The organism is Pseudomonas sp. M20 (assembly GCF_045037865.1).
GTDB lineage: Bacteria > Pseudomonadota > Gammaproteobacteria > Pseudomonadales > Pseudomonadaceae > Aquipseudomonas.
In genome coordinates this window covers 6609020-6626857 of the sequence record NZ_CP173611.1, presented here as the reverse complement: position 1 = coordinate 6626857, position 17838 = coordinate 6609020, and the positions used below count along the sequence as shown (strand labels likewise).

Genomic DNA, 17838 nt, shown 5'->3' with positions numbered 1-17838 from the left:
ACCCTTCAGCCCGCCGCCACCCTAGCAAACCCCGCCCGAATCTTCTCTTCCGGCAACTCATCAGCAATAAACACAATCACACTTTCCCGCGCTTCACCCTCTGCCCATTCAGTGTCCCAGTCGAAACCGTAAAGCTTCAACACGCCCTGAAACACCAACCGCCGATCCTCACCGGCAATGTTCAGCACACCCTTGTACCGCAGCAATTGCTTGCCGTGTTCTTCGAGCAATTCATTCATGAACTCACTGAGCTGATCGATATCCAGCGGCTGATCGGTACGCAGCACCAGACTGGAAATGCGGTCGATCGACGGCGCCTTGCTCACCGGGCGCAGGCTCAATCCGCCGCCAAGATCGGCGTTGAGGTTGAAGCCGCGCACATCGAGCAATTCCGCCAGATCGATGTTGCCGTGATCAACCACACGGATCGGCGCGCGACGGTTGATCCGCGTCAGCCGTTCGCTCAGCGCCTTGAACGTAGCTTCGTCGACCAGATCGGTCTTGCTCACCAGCAAGCGGTCGGCAAAACCGATCTGCGCCTGAGCGATAGTCTGGGTCAGGTGCACGTCGGCGTGGGCGGCATCGACCAAGGTGATGATGCCATCGAGCAGGTAGCGCTCGCGCAATTCCTCATCGATGAAAAAGGTCTGCGCCACGGGTGCCGGATCGGCCAGGCCGGTGCACTCGATGACCAAACGATCGAACGCGATCTCACCGCTGTCCAGCCGTTCAAGCAGCAGGTACAGCGCTTTGGTCAGGTCAGTGTGAATGGTGCAGCAGACGCAGCCGTTGGCCAGGGTCATGACTTGCACCGGTTCGTCACCGAGCAACTGAGTGTCGATACCGGCGTCGCTGAATTCGTTTTCGATCACGGCGATTTTCAGGCCGTGCTCGGCTTTGAGGATATGGCGCAGCAAGGTGGTCTTGCCGGCGCCGAGGAAACCGCTGAGTACCGTTACAGGTATGGGAGAAGACAAAACAGATCCCCTTCACAAAATGAATGAACAATACAGAAACAAATGTGGGAGCGAGCCTGCTCGCGAAGGGGTCGTGTCAGTCGACATTATTGCTCGATGACACACCGCTTTCGCGAGCAGGCTCGCTCCCACAGGGGGATTACCTCAACCTTGCGCTGTCAGCTCAACAGCACTTCGGCCCACCCTTGCCACCGTAACGGGCTTCCTGACGTTCGCGAAAGAACATCTCGTAGCTCATCACCGGTTTGTCCGGGTGCTTGGTTTGCATATGCTCGACGTAGGTGTCGTAGTCGGGCATGCCGACCATCAGGCGCGCGGCCTGACCGAGGTATTTACCGAGGCGACTCAGGTCATTGAACATGGTGCAATCCTCTGGTTACGCATCCGGCAGAGCCTGGAATGGCGATTCTTTATCCGTACGCTCTTTTTTGCCCCAGGCGGCGATGCCGACTTTGAGCGCGTAGAACAGGATGCTGAAGACCACGAACAGGAACAGCGCGGTGAGCGTTGCGTTGGTGTAGGCGTTGAAGATCACGTGCTGCATCTGCTCGACGCTTTTTGCCGGTGCTAGCACCTGACCATTGGCCAGCGCATCGCTGTACTTCTTGGCCAGCGACAGGAAGCCGATCGCCGGGTTGGCATCGAACAGTTTGATGAAACCAGCAGTCGTGGTGCAGATCAACAGCCAGGTAGCCGGCAGCAGAGTGACCCAAATGTAGCGCTGGCGCTTCATCTTGATCAGGACCACGGTGCCAAGCATCAGCGCGATACCGGCCAGCATCTGGTTAGAGATACCGAACAGCGGCCACAGGGTGTTGATACCCCCCAGCGGATCGATCACGCCTTGGTAGAGCAACCAGCCCCACATCGCCACACAGCCGGCGGTGGCAATCAGGTTGGCGGTCCACGATTCGGTACGTCGCAGTGCCGGCACGAAAGAGCCGAGCAGATCCTGCAGCATGAAACGTCCGGCACGGGTACCGGCGTCGACAGCGGTGAGGATGAACAGCGCTTCGAACAGAATCGCGAAGTGGTACCAGAACGCCATGGTGTTTTCACCCGGCAGGACACTGTGCAAGATCTGCGCGATACCGACTGCCAGGGTCGGCGCACCACCGGCACGGGCCAGAATGGTGGTTTCGCCAATGTCATGTGCCACCGCTTGCAGCGCTTCCGGCGTGATCGCGAAGCCCCAACTGGTAACCACTTGCGCAACCGAAGCGACATCACTGCCGACCACAGCGGCCGGGCTGTTCATTGCGAAGTACACGCCAGGCTCGATTACCGAAGCGGCAACCATGGCCATGATCGCCACGAACGACTCCATCAGCATGCCGCCGTAACCGATGTAACGGGCGTTGGTTTCGTTATCCAGCAGCTTCGGCGTGGTGCCCGAAGAAATCAGCGCGTGGAAACCGGAAACCGCACCGCAAGCGATGGTGATGAACAGGAACGGGAACAGGCCGCCCTTCCACACCGGACCGGTGCCGTCGACGAATTGAGTCAACGCCGGCATTTTCAGCTCGGGCATGGTGATCAGAATACCGATCGCCAGGGCGACGATGGTACCGATCTTGAGGAACGTGGACAGATAGTCGCGCGGTGCCAGAATCAGCCACACCGGCAGCGACGCCGCGACGAAACCGTAACCGACCAGCATCCAGGTAATCTGCACGCCGGTGAAGGTGAACGCCTTGGCCCACACTGGATCGGCGGCAATCTGCCCACCGAGCCAGATCGAACCGAGTAGCAGCAACACACCGACCACGGAGATTTCGCCAATGCGGCCCGGGCGGATGTAGCGCATGTAAATGCCCATGAACATCGCGATCGGGATGGTCGCCATCACGGTGAAGATGCCCCATGGGCTCTCCGCCAGCGCTTTGACCACGATCAGCGCCAGCACCGCGAGAATGATGATCATGATCAGGAAGCAGCCGAACAGGGCAATGGTGCCGGGCACGCGGCCCATTTCTTCGCGCACCATGTCGCCCAGGGAACGGCCATTGCGTCGGGTCGACATGAACAGAACCATGAAGTCCTGCACCGCGCCCGCCAGCACCACACCGGCAATCAGCCAGAGCGTGCCGGGCAAGTAGCCCATCTGCGCGGCCAATACCGGGCCGACCAGAGGTCCTGCACCAGCGATCGCTGCGAAGTGGTGACCGAAAAGAATGTGTTTGTTGGTCGGCACATAGTCCAGACCGTCGTTGTTGAGCACGGCGGGGGTGGCCCGACGCGGATCGAGTTGCATCACATTGTTAGCGATGAACAGGCTGTAGTAACGGTACGCGACCAGATAAATGGCCACAGCAGCGACCACGATCCACAAGGCGTTGATCGCCTCGCCACGGCGCAATGCCACTACGCCCAGGGCGCACGCTCCTACGATTGCCAGCACTAGCCAGGGTAAGTGGCGTAGCAGGCTATTATTATTTTTCATTTTATTATTCCAGCCAGGGTGGACAAGAAAGACAGCCACCCCGAGTTTAGCGCTTACGGCGCCAAAGGCCATACCCCGACGTTGGTCTAGACGCTTTAGCGATTGGCTGGCGCCCGCATTCGCGGTCTATAGTCAGCGAACCTTCATGAGGATTGCGCCATGAGCGAACACCCCGCCAATCGACGTCGTTTCAAACGTATTGCGTTCGATGCCAGAACCGAGCTGAGTCAGGGCCAGTTCATCTGGCCGGTGAAGCTGATTGATCTGTCGCTCAAGGGACTGCTGATCGAGCGGCCGGAGCCGTGGCTGGGGGACTCGGGGAAGGATTTCTTCGTCGACATTCATCTGAGCGATGACGTCGATATCGAGATGGACGTGCACTTGGCCCATGAGGAAAACGGCCAGCTTGGGTTTGTCTGCCGGCATATCAGCCTGGAATCGATCCAGCGCTTGCGGCGCTTGATCGAGCTGAACCTGGCTGACGAGGCCGAACTGGAGCGCGAGTTGGGCGCCCTGATCGAAATCTAGAATCCACCACAGATCAAATGTAGGAGTGAGCCTGCTCGCGATAGCGTTTTTACATTCGACACTTCAGTTGGCTGATGTACCGCTATCGCGAGCAGGCTCACTCCTACAGGGGTCGGTGGTTTATTCGAAGAGGGCGTCGAGGGCCTGTTCGAGGCGGGTCACGGCAATAATCTGCAAACCCGGAGGGGATTCCTTCGGCGCATTGCCCTTCGGCACAATAGCTCGCTTGAAGCCATGTTTGGCCGCTTCCTTCAATCGCTCCTGCCCGCTCGGCACCGGGCGCACTTCACCGGACAAGCCCACCTCGCCGAACACCAACAGATCATGCGGCAACGGTCGATTGCGCAAACTCGACATCACCGCCGCCATCAACGCCAGGTCAGACGCCGTTTCCAGCACCTTCACCCCGCCCACCACGTTGAGGAACACATCCTGATCATGAGTCGGGATGCCGCCATGGCGATGCAAAACTGCGAGCAACATCGCCAAACGGTTCTGATCCAGCCCCAGCGTCACCCGACGCGGGTTGGCCAGATGACTGTCATCGACCAAGGCCTGCACTTCCACCAGCATCGGCCGCGTGCCTTCCCACGTCGCCATGACCACACTGCCCGGGACTTCTTCCTGCGCACGAGTGAGAAAAATCGCCGACGGGTTGGAGACTTCTTTCAGGCCCTTGTCGGTCATGCCGAACACGCCCAATTCATTGACCGCACCAAATCGGTTTTTCACCGCGCGCAGCAAACGCAAACGCCCATCGGACTCACCTTCGAAATACAGCACGGTGTCGACCATATGCTCCAAGACGCGAGGGCCGGCCAGCGCACCTTCCTTGGTCACGTGGCCAACGAGGAAAATCGCCGTGCCGCTCTGCTTGGCATAACGCACCAACAGCGCTGCACTCTCACGCACCTGGGAGACGCCGCCGGGCGCCGATTGCAGTTGTTCGGTGAAGATCGTCTGGATCGAGTCGATCACCATCACCTTGGGCTTTTCCTGACGGGCGGTAGCGATGATGGTTTCGATGCAGGTTTCGGTCATCACCCGCAGTTGGTCCTGCGGCAAGCCGAGGCGGCGCGCGCGCATGGCCACTTGTTGCTGGGATTCTTCGCCGGTGACGTAGAGCGCCGGCATGCTTTTGGCGAGGTTGCACAGGGTCTGTAGCAGAATCGTCGATTTGCCGATGCCTGGATCGCCGCCGATCAACACCACCGAACCGTCGACCAGACCGCCACCGAGGACCCGGTCCAGTTCACCGGACGCGGTGGAGAAACGCGGAATCTCTTCGATGCTGACTTCGGCCAGTGTTTTGATCTGCGCCTGTTGCCCGGCCCAACCGGTACGGCCGGTCGGTGCCGTGGCGCCGCCACTTTCGATCATGGTCTCGGTCAGGGTATTCCAGGCACCGCACTCACCGCACTGGCCAGCCCACTTGGGAAAGGTTGCGCCGCACTCGGTGCAGCCGTACATGCGCTTGGCCTTGGCCATCAGAACCCCCGACAAAAACCGCGATGATAACGCACGTGCTGCCTATCAGCGCGGCGCAGCACTACGGATTTCTCCGCTGGCCAGACGCGCGGCGCTATTGCCCAACGGATCTTCGGCATTCAGGTCAGCGCCCTTGGCCTTCAACGCATCGAGCAACTCCAGACGCTTGAACAACCCGGCGTACATGGCCGCCGTCTGCCCGGCGCCGTTGCGCTGATCGGGGCTGCAATTGGTGGCCATCAAGCGCCGGGCGATCTGCAATTCGCCCTTGAAGATCGCGCCCATCAGCGCTGTATTGCCGCGTTGATCTTGCGCACAGGCATCGGCGCCGGCAGCGAGTAACCGCTCCACCGCCGACGCTTGACCGTGATAAGCCGCGAGAATCAACGCGGTGTAGCCTTTGCTGTCGCGGGTATCGAGGGAATAGCCGGACTCGATAAAAGTGTCGAGCATCGGCACGTCACCGCGCCGGGCGGCATCGAAATAGTAATCCTGCAACTGGGCCTTGATCGCCTCAGGGCTTTGCCCGGCCTGCGCTGTAAAGGACAGGCAGGCGAGTAACAGTATGAGACAGGGACGCATAAATACTCTCCTTGAGCAGAACGGGGCCTGAATCAGGCCCCGCGCTGCACGGCGTCGATATCAGTCGACCAGTTTGGCCGCCAACGCCTTCACCCGGCTCAGGTCGCCCTTGGCCACTTTGGTCACACCGGTCCCGTATTCCGGGTCGGCCTTATAAAGGAAGGACAAGATGATGTGCTTGCTCTCGTCATCGGTAGTCGCCAGCGAGCCGCCGAAGCTGTCGATCAGATCCTTGCGCTCTTGCTGGCTGAACGAGCGATACAGATCGCCGGCCTGCTTGAAGTTCTGCTCACGCTGAATCTTCGCCTGCTGCGTGCTGCCCGACAGCGCCGACTGGCTATAACGCGCACTTGGCGTCTCGTCACGGGGTTGCAGTCGGCTCGGCTGATAGTTCACGCCGCTGTTGCTGACGCCGAAGTTCATCGCGCCATCCTGATTGCCATTGTTCACGGCAACTTTCGGCGCATTGATCGGCAATTGCAGCGCATTGGCACCCAGGCGATACATCTGCGTATCGGCATAAGAGAACACTCGACCTTGCAACAAACGGTCTTCGGAAGGCTCGATACCCGGAACAATATTCGCCGGCGCCATGGCCACTTGCTCGGTTTCCTGGAAGACATTTGCCGGATTACGGTTCAACACCATTTGTCCAACTTTGCGTTCAGGAATACCCGGCCAGATCTTGGTGGCATCCAATGGATCAAAATCAAACTTGGACAAATCTTGTGGTTTCAGCACTTGAATGTACAAGTCCCATTTTGGGAAGTTGCCTTTATTGATATTGCTCACCAAGTCATTGGTCATATGACTGTAGTCTTGCCCCTGAACGTTAGCGACTTGCTTTGGTGTCAGATTATTTAGCCCCTGCAAGCTCTTCCAGTGGAACTTTACGTAATGAACTTCGCCCTTGGCATTGATCAACTTGTAAGCATGTACGCCATTGCCATCCATCTCTCGATAACTGGCAGGAGTTCCCGAGTTCGAATACAACTCCGTCAACGTACGGGTGGCTTCCGGTACATGAGAGAAGAAATCGAAGCGGCGCGAATCGTCATCGAGGTTAGTTCGTGGGTCCGGTTTAAACGCGTGCACCATGTCGGGAAACTTGATTGCGTCGCGAATAAAAAACGTCGGGAAATTGTTGCCGACCAGGTCCCAGTTGCCGTCGGCGGTGTAGAACTTGGTGGCGAAACCTCGTGGGTCGCGCAGGGTTTCCGGCGAGTGATTGCCGTGCACCACGGCAGAGAAACGCACGAATACCGGCGTGCTCTGGCCGGCGGCGAATACTTTGGCCTTGCTCAGGTCGCTGAGGTCGTTGGTCACCGTGAAGGTGCCATGGGCACCGGTGCCGCGTGCGTGAACCACGCGCTCGGGAATGCGCTCGCGATCGAAGCGTTGCAGCTTCTGAATCAGTTGCACGTCCTGCAGCAGCACCGGGCCGTTGGCGCCGGCGGTCTGCGAGTTCTGATTGTCGCCGACGGCGGCGCCGTTATCGCGGGTCAGCGGAGCGGCGTTGACGGAGAAGGTCAACAGACTGGCGGTGAGTACACCGAAGGTGCGGCGACGGGGAAAAGCCCCCAGTCCAAGTGCGGAGTTCATATCAGGATCCTCTGGTTATTTTGGGGCGCATCCAGATGCGCCAACCCAAGGCTAGAGGCCTGCGACGTCGAACATAAATAGAAAGAACGTAACGCCACGATTGAGAAAATTGGCTTCCCAATCAGCGATTTACGGGATATTTCGCGCGCGATTGATGGCACTTTGCAAACTAATCGTCGATTGATGTGTCGATAAAAACGGGCATTGTAAGAAGGTGTTTCGCGCAGGACGCGTTTTGCTGATTTACACTGCGTACACCAAACTCATCTGTAACAAGGAAATAACTATGGGCGTGCTAAGTGAGTTCAAGGCCTTCGCGGTCAAAGGCAATGTGGTCGACATGGCCGTCGGTATCATCATCGGGGCCGCGTTCGGCAAGATTGTTTCGTCGTTTGTCGGTGACGTCATCATGCCGCCAATCGGCCTGCTGATCGGTGGGGTGGACTTCAGTGATCTGGCCGTCACGCTCAAGGCCGCCGAGGGCGCTGCGCCGGCGGTAGTGCTAGCCTACGGCAAATTTCTACAGACCATTCTGGACTTCGTGATCGTCGCTTTCGCCATCTTCATGGGTGTCAAAGCCATCAACCGCCTCAAGCGCGAAGAAGCCGTGGCCCCTACGCTGCCACCGGTTCCGACCAAGGAAGAAGAGTTGCTGGGCGAGATCCGCGACCTGCTCAAGGCCCAGAACACCCGGCCCTGAACCTTGCACGATAGAAACAACGGCGCCTTCGAGGCGCCGTTTGTTTACCAGTAGTTTTCCACCGCCACCTGGCCAGGCCGGCGGGTGAGGCTGAGGCTCATGTGGCGTTTTTTCAGCAACGCGCGAGTGTCATCGATCATCTGCGGATTGCCGCACAGCATGACCCGCGAATGTTCCGCCGACAGTTCCACGCCCGCTGCGCGCTCCAGCTCCCCGCTTTCGATCAGGCTGGTAATGCGCCCGTTCAACGCCCCGGGATGTGTTTCACGTGTCACCGTCGCGATGAACTGCAATTTGTGGGCATGTTCGCTGAGGTAGTCGCGCTGCCTGAGCCCGGCAATCAAATCCTGATAGGCCAGCTCCCGCGCCTCGCGCACGCTGTACACCAGAATGATGCGCTCGAATTTTTCCCAGACTTCGAAGTCCTGCAGAATCGATAGAAACGGCGCCACCCCGGTGCCTGTGGACAACAGCCATAGGTCGCGCCCGTCGACGAAGCGATCAAGGGTCAAATAGCCGAATGCCTGGCGATCCACCAGCAGTTTGTCACCGACCTGCAGCCGGCTCAACTCACTGGTGAACTCCCCGCTCGGCACCACAATGGAAAAGAACTCCAGAAAGTCGTCAAAAGGCGACGACACCATCGAATAGGCACGCCACACGACGCTGCCATCAGCTTTGGCCACACCCAGCCGAGCGAACTGCCCGGCGCGGAAACGGAAACCTGCATCACGGCTGGTGCGCAAGGTGAAAAGGTTGGGGGTCAAAGGGTGTACTTCGAGCAACGTCTGCGTGGTGGGTTTCTCTGCGCTGGCGGTCATGGGGTACTCCATTGAACGATTGCCGACAGTGTCGCGCAAATTGGCTGTCCGATATACCGATGACTTATAAGGGTATTAAGCATGCAGATCACGTGATATTGCCAACTATTTAAATAGTAGAACCCATAAAATTAGAGCATTAACTTTATATGGCGACATACATGTAACGCCCGTGAGCGCTAAGAACTATTTATTTACCGATGATCCTGTCCAATACCGAAAAAATTTAAAGCTCTGCGTTGGAAACGTCCTACACTCCTTTGCGTGCCGGGTCTTTTGGATCCATTCCGCGCCCCCGCAACGTCAATGGAGTGTTAAAAGATGGAAACGTGGAAGGAGTCACAGTTAAAACAACTGACGTTTGCCAAGGGAATAGATGCAGCCTATCCGATTCTGTTGAGGTTCGCCGAAAACCTGGGATTCAATTTTTGTGCCGTTTCGGTTGTTTCACTCCATCGGGATACGCCTCTTAAAACCTTGCAAATCAATAACTACCCTGAAGAATGGAACTCACAATATGAGAAAAGAAACTACAGCAAAGTCGATCCTCTGATAGCACACTGCAATCACTCAATGACACCCATTGTCTGGGGCGAGTCGGTTTTTGCTGAGACTCTGCAGCTGTGGCAGGGTTTGAAGCAGCACGGGCTGCAATATGGCTGGTCACAGTCCTTTCATCATGAACCCAGTGGTCTATGCAGCATCATCAGTCTGGCGCGAAAGCATTGTTCAATAAGCCCTCTGGAGCTGTATGAACATTTTGGTTATATGTTCTATGCCGCCAGTCACTTGAGCGAACTCTTCGCCAGAACCCTGCCGCCTCAGGCGCTCAAGCGCCGCCAACCGCAACTGTCGCCACGAGAACTTGAGGTTCTACGTTTGTCTGCTGACGGCAAAACGGCTTTTGAGATTTCGATGATCCTTAGCCTGAGCGAACGCACGGTGAACTACCACGTGCAAAACGTGATCGAGAAGCTCAACGTCTGCAACAAGATTTCCGCGGTCATTGCGGCCGCCAGAGCCGGCATCATCTAGTCGATTGGTCTACCCTCCTTTACAAAACTTGCGGGTAATAACACAGAAAAAAACGTACCATTTGTGGCCCTCCTGAGTGATGACGCGAACATTCTGCGTCGCCTTACACTCAGTCGGTTCCGCCGCACACTGTCAAGGCTGCGGAACGCCCCGTTGATTACCCTGAGTCCCCGCCCCATGCCTTTGCTTGATACGCCCTTCGCCCAACTCGATCTGATCCGCCAGCCAGAACAGCAGAACGAACCGCTGCAAGCCTTCGATGCCGCCGACGAATACCTGCTCAACCATCTGGCTGCGCAGCAACCGACGACCGACACGCGCGTATTGGTGCTCAACGACAGCTTCGGTGCGCTGGCGGCCAGCCTGCTCGGCAAGGTCAAGGTCAGCAGCAGCGGCGACTCGTTTCTGGGGTTTCAGGGGCTGGAGAAAAACCTGCTGCGCAATGACCAGGCGTTCGACGCCATTCGCGGGATTCCTGCCAGCGAGCCATTAGTCGGACCATTCGACCGCGTGCTGATCCGCGTACCGAAAACCCTCGCGCTACTGGAAGAACAACTGATCCGCTTGCAAGGTCAGCTCGCGCCCGGCGCCGAAGTGATCGCAGCGGCCATGGTCAAACACCTGCCACGCGCTGCCGGTGACTTGCTTGAGCGCTACATCGGTCCGGTACAAGCCTCTCTGGCGGTAAAGAAGGCCCGGCTGTTGATCGCCACACCTGAAGCGAAAGCCCCCGCCGTCTCGCCCTACCCTTCGCGGTATCGCCTCGACGAGCCGTCGATCGAATTGCTTAACCACGCCAATGTGTTCTGCCGCGAAGGCCTGGACATCGGCACGCGCGCCTTCCTCCCGCATCTGCCGAAAAATCTTGGTAGCGCCCAAGTCGCTGACCTGGGCTGTGGCAACGGGGTTCTGGCTATCGCGAGTGCGCTGCAAAATCCCGAAGCGCATTACACGCTGGTCGACGAGTCGTTCATGGCGGTGCAATCGGCTGCCGAGAACTGGCGCGCAGCGCTGGGTGATCGTGAGGTGATCGTGCGGGCCGGCGATGGACTGGCCGGTCAGGAGCCGCAATCATTGGATGTGGTGCTGTGCAACCCGCCGTTCCATCAGCAGCAGGTGGTTGGCGACTTCCTCGCCTGGCGCATGTTCCAGCAGGCGCGCGAAGCGTTGGTGGTGGGCGGCGCGCTGTACATTGTCGGCAACCGTCATTTGGGTTACCACAGCAAACTGGCACGGCTGTTCCGCGGCGTTGAGCAAGTGGCCGCCACGCCGAAATTCGTGATTCTCAAAGCCCGCAAGTAAACCGACAGGCAAAAAAAACCCTCCGCAAGGAGGGTTGCAAAGCCGTACCCGAAGGCGCCGGGACGGGGATGATTCAGTGGGTGGTCAGACCTGCGGCATTCATGAACATGCGCATCAGGCTGGCGGCGATAAACAGCACGCCAACACTACCGACCCAGATCAGAGCCAACCAGCCGAGCCGCTGCCACAGCGGTTTTTTTTCGGCTTGTTCAATGTCGTGCAGGGAATGTTTTCCAGTCATTTTCTTCAAACCTCTTCAAGATTGATGGCGCCATCGCCGACGCCATCGCGAGCAGGCTCGCTCCCACAGGTTTTTGCTTAGTGATAGCCGTCTTCGTGGGTAACCTTGCCGCGGAACACGTAGTAGCTCCAGAAGGTGTAACCCAGGATGAACGGGATGATGAACAGCGTGCCCACCAGCATGAAGCCCTGACTTTGCGGCGGTGCGGCGGCGTCCCAGATCGAGATCGACGGCGGCACGATGTTCGGCCACAGGCTGATACCCAGACCGCTGTAGCCGAGGAAGATCAGCACAAGGGTCAACAGGAACGGCATGTAGTTGGCATTGCGCGCCACGGCGCGGATCAGACCGTACATGGTCACCAGCACCAGAATCGGCACCGGCATGAACCAGAACAGGTTGGGCATGCTGAACCAGCGGGTGGCAATATCCGGATGAGCCAGCGGCGTCCAGATACTGACAATACCGATCACGGCCAGCAGTACGAAAGCCAATGGCCGTGCCAGGTCATGCATCTGTTCCTGGAGCTTGCCTTCGGTTTTCATTATCAGCCAGGTACAGCCGAGCAAGGCATAGGCGACCACCAGCGCGGCGCCGCAGAACATTGTGAACGGCGTCAGCCAGTCCAGTGATCCACCGGCGAACTGCCGATTGACCACCGGCAAGCCATCGATGAATGCGCCCAGCGCCACGCCCTGGAAGAACGTCGCCGCCACCGAGCCGCCGATGAACGCCTTGTCCCAGAGATGACGCTTGTCATCCTTGGCCTTGAAGCGGAACTCGAAGGCTACGCCGCGGAAGATCAAACCGATCAACATAAAGATCAGCGGCAAGTACAGCGCCGACAACACTACCGAATAGGCCAGCGGGAACGCGCCAAACAACGCCGCGCCGCCCAGTACCAGCCAGGTTTCGTTGCCGTCCCAGACCGGGGCGACGGTGTTCATCATCACGTCACGGTCGACTTTACCGGGGATGAACGGGAAAAGAATCCCGATCCCCAGGTCGAAGCCGTCCATGACCACGTACATCATGATGCCGAAGATGATGATCACGGCCCAGATCAGCGGAAGATCAATACCCATGGCTCAAATCTCCTTGGTCAGGCGGGTGGTGTCGTCGTGATCGGCATCGGCCGAATCGTCGGCCGCGGACAACGGACGCGCCGGTGTGCGCGGCTTGCCTGGACCACCTTGCGGCGTTTCGGCGCCCTCGCTGATCTTCGGACCTTTGCGCACCAGACGCATCATGTAGCCGAGACCTGCGCCGAACAGCGCGAAATACACCACCACAAACATGATCAGGGTGATGCTCATCTGCATGAAGCTGTGGTTGGAGGAGGCATCGGCGGTGCGCATCAACCCGTAGACCACCCACGGCTGACGGCCGATTTCAGTGGTGAACCAGCCGGCGAGAATCGCAATCAGACCGGACGGCCCCATCCACAAGGCCAGATACAAGAACGGCCGCGAGGTGTAGAGCGTGTCACGCTTACGCAGCCACAGGCTCCACAGACCGGTGAAGATCATCAGGAAACCGAGGCCGACCATGACCCGGAACGACCAGAACACGATGGTCGAATTCGGCCGGTCTTCTGGCGGAAATTCCTTGAGCGCCGGGACCTGTTTGTCCAGCGAGTGAGTGAGGATCAGGCTGCCGAGGTACGGAATCTCCACGGCGTATTTGGTTTTCTCTTCTTTCATATCCGGCCAGCCGAACAGGATCAGCGGCGTCGCTTCGTCACCGTGGTTTTCCCAGTGACCTTCGATCGCGGCAATTTTTGCCGGTTGGTGCTTGAGCGTATTCAGGCCGTGGAAGTCGCCGATGACTGCCTGGATCGGCGCGACGATCAGCGCCATCCACATTGCCATCGACAGCATGGTGCGGATCGCCGGGTTGTCCTTGCCGCGCAGCAAATGCCAGGCCGCCGAGGAGCCGACGAAGAATGCCGTGGCGACAAACGCTGCCGTCGCCATGTGCATCAGGCGATAGGGGAACGAAGGGTTGAAGATGATCGCCAGCCAGTCGGTGGGGATGACTTGCCCGTTAACAATCTCGAAGCCCTGCGGGGTCTGCATCCAGCTGTTGGAGGCGAGAATCCAGAACGTCGAAATCAGCGTACCGATCGCCACCATGACGGTGGAAAAGAAGTGCAGCCCGCGCCCGACCTTGTTCCAGCCAAACAGCATCACCCCAAGGAAACCGGCCTCGAGGAAGAACGCCGTGAGCACTTCATAGGTCAGCAACGGCCCGGTGACGGCGCCGGCGAAGTCCGAGAAGCGGCTCCAGTTGGTGCCGAACTGGTAGGCCATGACCAGCCCCGAGACCACGCCCATGCCGAAGTTGACGGCAAAGATCTTCGACCAGAAATGGTAAAGGTCACGGTAAGTGTCGTTGCGGGTTTTCAGCCACAGACCTTCGAGTACCGCGAGGTAACTCGCCAGGCCAATGGTGATGGCCGGGAACAGGATGTGGAACGAGATGGTGAACGCGAACTGAATTCGGGCGAGATCTAGTGCCTCTAAACCGAACATATGGCTTCCTCTGTCAGGTAATACCGGCTGCGGACCCGGAGGCCTGCACCCACTGCCCCCACGGATATGGAGTGCGGCGAATTCTGATTCGTTCTTTTTAAACAACCATCGCAACGCAGGGAGTCTGGCCAACTGGCCACCGGATCAATTCCTTGTGGGTCTTGATCTGGATCAAGCAACGTTGAAAGAGTAGTCCCATTTTTGACGATGAACTGCGTGGTCGTTTGCCGCGTGACAAGTTGCCTCATTGCAGCCGCGATGCTCTGCCAGACATTTCCTGCGGCAAGCTTGCGGAAATCGATGTCTGGCTAACTAAATTTTTTGTCATAGCAACTTCCTGTTACAGACTGGTGATAACCTCGGCATTCCCCTCGAGCCAGACCTGCCTTCAGATGCCCAGCCAAGAGCCCCTGCTGTTACGTCATCACCGTCCGTTTCTCGCTTTCTGGTTCGCGCGGATTTTTACCGCCAGCGGTTTCCAGATGCTCACCGTGGCGATTGGCTGGAACCTCTACCAACTGACCGGCAACGTCCTCGATCTGGGTCTGGTCGGTCTGGTCGAATTCGCCCCGCGCGTGCTGTTCATGCTGCACACCGGGCATGTCGCTGATCGCTACGACCGGCGTAGAGTCGCGGCGATCTGCCAGTCGTTGCAGGCGTTGATCGCTCTGGCGCTGGCCATCGGCAGCGCCACCGATCACGTGACGCGCGAGATGATCTTCATCCTCGCCTTCCTGCTCGGCGCAGCGCGTTCGTTCGAGATGCCGACCACTCAGGCACTGCTGCCGAGCATCGTGCCCAGCGCGCTGTTCCCCCGGGCAGTGGCGGCGGCACAGTCGGCGCAGCAGTCGGCGACAATCGTCGCTCCAGCGCTGGGCGGTTTGCTCTACGCGTTCGGTAGCGTCTGGGTATACGGCCCGACAGTGCTGCTTTATGTGATCGCCTGCACACTGATGCTCAACCTGCCCGCGCGGCAAACGCCGTTGAACAAAGGCAAAGCCACGCTGGATTCGTTGCTGGCGGGGATTCGCTTCATTCGCAGCCGCCCGGACATTCTCGGGGCGATTTCGCTGGATCTGTTTGCGGTGTTGCTCGGTGGCGCTACGGCGTTGCTGCCGGTGTTCGCCAAGGACATTCTGCTGACCGGGCCGTGGGGCCTCGGCCTGCTGCGTTCGGCACCGGCGGTCGGCGCACTGGGGATGTCGCTGTTCCTTGCGCGATTTGCCGTGGAGCGCAATGTCGGCCGGGTGATGTTCACAGCGGTGGGCGTATTCGGCGTCGCGACCATCGCCTTTGGCCTGTCGACCTCGTTCTGGTTCTCGCTGGCGGTGCTGGTGGTACTTGGCGCGGCGGACATGATCAGCATGGTCATCCGCGCGTCTTTCGTACAACTGGAAACCCCGGACGAAATGCGCGGCCGGGTCAGCGCGGTGAACGGGCTGTTCATCGGTGCTTCAAATCAGTTGGGCGAATTCGAATCCGGCGTCACCGCCCACTGGTTCGGCACGGTGCCGGCGGTGGTGATGGGCGGAATCGGCACGCTGGTAGTGACGGGGACGTGGATCAAGTTGTTTCCGACACTGGCTAACCGCGATCGGATGCATGTGCCAGTGGAAGAGGTGAAGGTCTGACAACCTCCAAAGCACAAGACAACTGAAAATGTGCGGTACATAGTTACCGCACTGAGTGTAATGTATCGCCTTACACTCGAGCCCATGATCAAATCCTTTCAGCACAAAGGCCTTCGCGGCTTCTATGAAACAGGTTCGACTCGCGGGATTCGTGCCGACCACGCAAAACGGCTGTCGCGCATGCTGCAGTTCATGGATCGCGCTACGATTCCCGCAGACTTGGATCTTCCGGGCTGGCGCCTGCATCCATTGAAAGGTGAGCTGACGGAGTACTGGTCGCTGAGCGTTTCAGGCAACTGGCGAGTGATCTTTCGTTTTGTCGGTTCGGACATCGAATTGGTCGATTATCTGGACTACCACTGACAGGAGGCAGGCTCATGCCCATGCACAACCCGCCACACCCCGGTGAAACACTGCTGATGGATGTCTTGCCCGAGCTTGGCATCAGCGTGACCGAATTGGCCCGACACTTGGGCTTCGCACGCCCGCATCTTTCACGTGTATTACACGGACATGCGCCAATCAGCCCGGATCTGGCTGTACGTCTTGAGCGTGCTGGCATTGGCAAGGCGCGCGTGTGGCTAGGCGTACAAACCGACTATGATCTGTGGCAAGCGGAGCATCGGGAGCAACCGGTTATCGAACTGATCGCTGTCCACGCCTGACACCTCCAGCCACTACAACTCCCCCGCCACTTTCACCCGCAAGGCCTTGCCGCCGAGTTGCTCGACCAGCGTCAAGGCAAACTCCAGTGCAGCGCTGGAGCCTTGCGCGGTGATGCAGTTGCCGTCGACCAGCACCGGTTGATCAACAAACGTACAACCCGAGAGTTGATGGCTGGCGCCGGGCAGGCAGGTCATGCGACGCTGGCGCAGCACGCCGAAGGCTTGCAGGGCGACGGCCGGGGATTCGGCAATGGCGGCGAACAGGCGTCCGGCGCTGGATTGATCCTTGAGCAGTTGTTGCAGCGGTTGATGCGCCGCCAGGTGTTGTGCGCCGACGGCGCCGCCGGGCAGGACGATCAGGTCAAAAGTTTGCGCCAGCACATCGACCAGCATGCCGTCGGCGGTCAGTCGTGTACCACGCGCGCAGGTGAGCATGCGTCGTCCTTCAATACTGGCGGCGACCACTTCGATGCCGGCGCGGCGCAACACGTCGATCAGGGTCACGCTTTGCAGATCATCGATGCCCTCGGCGAGGGTAATCAGGGCTCTAAAGGTCATGGGCGCTATCCGCTGGGTGATACTTGAAGCGTAGTCAGCTTCACCCGGATCGCGCTGCAACAGCCGTTACTTGATGTAAAGCTGGGTCGACATCGTGTTGCGTGGCGCGTTGATCGAGGTGTTGCTGAAGGTGAAGGTGCCTTCCTGTTTGCCCGCCAGATCGAAGGTGTAAAGATAACCGACGGTGCTACGGCCCGGACTGCATTCGGTCAGGTTTCCATTATCAAAGGCACAGACCCGTGCTCGGGTGCCGTTCACCTCGAACCCGTCCAGCTTGGCATGCGGCTGGCTCTGGCCGTATCCGACTTCCAGTACATAGACTTTGATGCTCGGCCCGTTGTGATTGCATTGGGTGTGCGTCTGCCCATCGCCGATGTCTTCAAGGCCGCAGGCCGGCGATTGCACTTTGATGACTTTCACTTGTGTCAACGGTGGCGCCGATGCGGCCCAGGCTGTCGACATCCCGGCCATCAACGCGGCAATCAAACCAAAAACCTTTATCCAGCAACTGCTCATGCGCTTCCCGCCCCGAAAAAATCAGCGCGCAGTATGGCGCAGTTGGCTTCAACGCAAAACTTCGCCGACGATCGACACCAACAACCGCCATATTCCTCACGCTGCTGGTATGATGCGCGGCTTTTTCCGGCCCACCACAATTTTTCAGGCGCTTGCGACGGTCTGTGCTTTGCTGTTGAGGTCGATACATTCACGGCGCCACGCGCGCCACGGGG

General features: G+C 58.6%; 20 protein-coding genes. 7 read left to right on the top strand and 13 right to left on the bottom strand.

What is annotated here, in order from left to right:
* Window positions 1-5 precede the first annotated feature (5 nt).
* The 3 genes from yjiA to ACI514_RS29570 all read right to left on the bottom strand — a co-directional run bounded on the left by yjiA (window position 6) and on the right by ACI514_RS29570 (window position 3420).
* A complete protein-coding gene (gene yjiA / locus ACI514_RS29580) occupies window positions 6-977 on the bottom strand; it encodes a GTPase (protein WP_160059490.1) in 972 nt (323 codons plus the stop codon).
* 163 nt (window positions 978-1140) lie between these two features.
* Complete coding sequence (locus ACI514_RS29575) at window positions 1141-1338, bottom strand: YbdD/YjiX family protein (protein WP_003228401.1); 198 nt, start codon at window positions 1336-1338, stop codon at window positions 1141-1143.
* Between the two features lie 15 nt (window positions 1339-1353).
* Window positions 1354-3420 (bottom strand): carbon starvation CstA family protein, encoded by a 2067-nt coding sequence (locus ACI514_RS29570; protein ID WP_160059491.1) that lies wholly within the window; start codon window positions 3418-3420, stop codon window positions 1354-1356.
* 159 nt (window positions 3421-3579) lie between these two features.
* Here ACI514_RS29570 and ACI514_RS29565 point away from each other — a divergent pair, with 159 nt between their 5' ends.
* Window positions 3580-3948, top strand: coding sequence for a PilZ domain-containing protein (locus ACI514_RS29565; RefSeq protein ID WP_160059492.1), 369 nt, complete (start codon window positions 3580-3582; stop codon window positions 3946-3948).
* Between the two features lie 120 nt (window positions 3949-4068).
* On the opposite strand, the gene radA is transcribed toward ACI514_RS29565, so the two are convergent.
* Genes radA through katB form a run of 3 tightly spaced genes read right to left on the bottom strand, consistent with a single transcriptional unit; the run spans window position 4069 to window position 7620 of the window.
* Window positions 4069-5436, bottom strand: a complete 1368-nt coding sequence (gene radA / locus ACI514_RS29560) for a DNA repair protein RadA (RefSeq protein WP_007909773.1) — start codon at window positions 5434-5436, stop codon at window positions 4069-4071.
* A gap of 45 nt (window positions 5437-5481) precedes the next feature.
* Window positions 5482-6018 (bottom strand): ankyrin repeat domain-containing protein, encoded by a 537-nt coding sequence (locus ACI514_RS29555; RefSeq protein WP_160059493.1) that lies wholly within the window; start codon window positions 6016-6018, stop codon window positions 5482-5484.
* A 60-nt stretch (window positions 6019-6078) separates the two neighbouring features.
* Window positions 6079-7620, bottom strand: a complete 1542-nt coding sequence (katB, locus tag ACI514_RS29550; RefSeq protein WP_160059494.1) for a catalase KatB — start codon at window positions 7618-7620, stop codon at window positions 6079-6081.
* Between the two features lie 286 nt (window positions 7621-7906).
* Here katB and mscL point away from each other — a divergent pair, with 286 nt between their 5' ends.
* Window positions 7907-8320 carry a large-conductance mechanosensitive channel protein MscL gene (mscL, locus tag ACI514_RS29545; protein ID WP_034153825.1) on the top strand — a complete coding sequence of 138 codons (414 nt, stop codon included), beginning with the start codon at window positions 7907-7909 and terminating at the stop codon, window positions 8318-8320.
* Between the two features lie 44 nt (window positions 8321-8364).
* On the opposite strand, the gene ACI514_RS29540 is transcribed toward mscL, so the two are convergent.
* Window positions 8365-9141 carry a ferredoxin--NADP reductase gene (locus ACI514_RS29540; protein ID WP_160059495.1) on the bottom strand — a complete coding sequence of 259 codons (777 nt, stop codon included), beginning with the start codon at window positions 9139-9141 and terminating at the stop codon, window positions 8365-8367.
* Window positions 9142-9462: 321 nt separating this feature from the next.
* On the opposite strand from ACI514_RS29540, the gene ACI514_RS29535 reads away from it, so the two are divergent.
* Both ACI514_RS29535 and ACI514_RS29530 read left to right on the top strand, forming a co-directional pair.
* Window positions 9463-10176, top strand: coding sequence for an autoinducer binding domain-containing protein (locus ACI514_RS29535; protein ID WP_405122840.1), 714 nt, complete (start codon window positions 9463-9465; stop codon window positions 10174-10176).
* A 177-nt stretch (window positions 10177-10353) separates the two neighbouring features.
* The gene (locus tag ACI514_RS29530; RefSeq protein WP_405122839.1) at window positions 10354-11478 is read left to right on the top strand and encodes a methyltransferase; all 1125 of its coding nucleotides are present in this window, start codon (window positions 10354-10356) and stop codon (window positions 11476-11478) included.
* A 73-nt stretch (window positions 11479-11551) separates the two neighbouring features.
* Here ACI514_RS29530 and ACI514_RS29525 read toward each other — a convergent pair whose 3' ends face one another.
* The 3 genes from ACI514_RS29525 to ACI514_RS29515 all read right to left on the bottom strand — a co-directional run bounded on the left by ACI514_RS29525 (window position 11552) and on the right by ACI514_RS29515 (window position 14253).
* The gene (locus ACI514_RS29525; RefSeq protein WP_150706869.1) at window positions 11552-11719 is read right to left on the bottom strand and encodes a DUF2474 domain-containing protein; all 168 of its coding nucleotides are present in this window, start codon (window positions 11717-11719) and stop codon (window positions 11552-11554) included.
* A gap of 77 nt (window positions 11720-11796) precedes the next feature.
* A complete protein-coding gene (cydB, locus tag ACI514_RS29520; protein WP_007909749.1) occupies window positions 11797-12804 on the bottom strand; it encodes a cytochrome d ubiquinol oxidase subunit II in 1008 nt (335 codons plus the stop codon).
* Between the two features lie 3 nt (window positions 12805-12807).
* On the bottom strand, window positions 12808-14253 hold the full coding sequence (locus tag ACI514_RS29515) for a cytochrome ubiquinol oxidase subunit I (protein WP_405122838.1): 1446 nt from the start codon (window positions 14251-14253) through the stop codon (window positions 12808-12810).
* Window positions 14254-14645: 392 nt separating this feature from the next.
* On the opposite strand from ACI514_RS29515, the gene ACI514_RS29510 reads away from it, so the two are divergent.
* The 3 genes from ACI514_RS29510 to ACI514_RS29500 all read left to right on the top strand — a co-directional run bounded on the left by ACI514_RS29510 (window position 14646) and on the right by ACI514_RS29500 (window position 16549).
* The gene (locus ACI514_RS29510; RefSeq protein ID WP_141126439.1) at window positions 14646-15884 is read left to right on the top strand and encodes an MFS transporter; all 1239 of its coding nucleotides are present in this window, start codon (window positions 14646-14648) and stop codon (window positions 15882-15884) included.
* Window positions 15885-15968: 84 nt separating this feature from the next.
* Window positions 15969-16247, top strand: coding sequence for a type II toxin-antitoxin system RelE/ParE family toxin (locus ACI514_RS29505; protein ID WP_127929858.1), 279 nt, complete (start codon window positions 15969-15971; stop codon window positions 16245-16247).
* 14 nt (window positions 16248-16261) lie between these two features.
* The gene (locus ACI514_RS29500) at window positions 16262-16549 is read left to right on the top strand and encodes a HigA family addiction module antitoxin (RefSeq protein ID WP_095048728.1); all 288 of its coding nucleotides are present in this window, start codon (window positions 16262-16264) and stop codon (window positions 16547-16549) included.
* Window positions 16550-16561: 12 nt separating this feature from the next.
* Here the strand turns inward: ACI514_RS29500 and ACI514_RS29495 are convergent, their stop codons facing one another.
* The 3 genes from ACI514_RS29495 to ACI514_RS29485 all read right to left on the bottom strand — a co-directional run bounded on the left by ACI514_RS29495 (window position 16562) and on the right by ACI514_RS29485 (window position 17813).
* Entirely contained in the window at window positions 16562-17107 is a 546-nt protein-coding gene (locus ACI514_RS29495) for a DJ-1 family glyoxalase III (protein WP_405122837.1), read from the bottom strand.
* Window positions 17108-17173: 66 nt separating this feature from the next.
* Window positions 17174-17578 (bottom strand): DUF4879 domain-containing protein, encoded by a 405-nt coding sequence (locus tag ACI514_RS29490; RefSeq protein ID WP_238785353.1) that lies wholly within the window; start codon window positions 17576-17578, stop codon window positions 17174-17176.
* Window positions 17487-17813 carry a hypothetical protein gene (locus tag ACI514_RS29485; RefSeq protein ID WP_238785364.1) on the bottom strand — a complete coding sequence of 109 codons (327 nt, stop codon included), beginning with the start codon at window positions 17811-17813 and terminating at the stop codon, window positions 17487-17489. The genes ACI514_RS29490 and ACI514_RS29485 overlap by 92 nt, the downstream gene beginning before the upstream one ends.
* Window positions 17814-17838 lie beyond the last annotated feature (25 nt).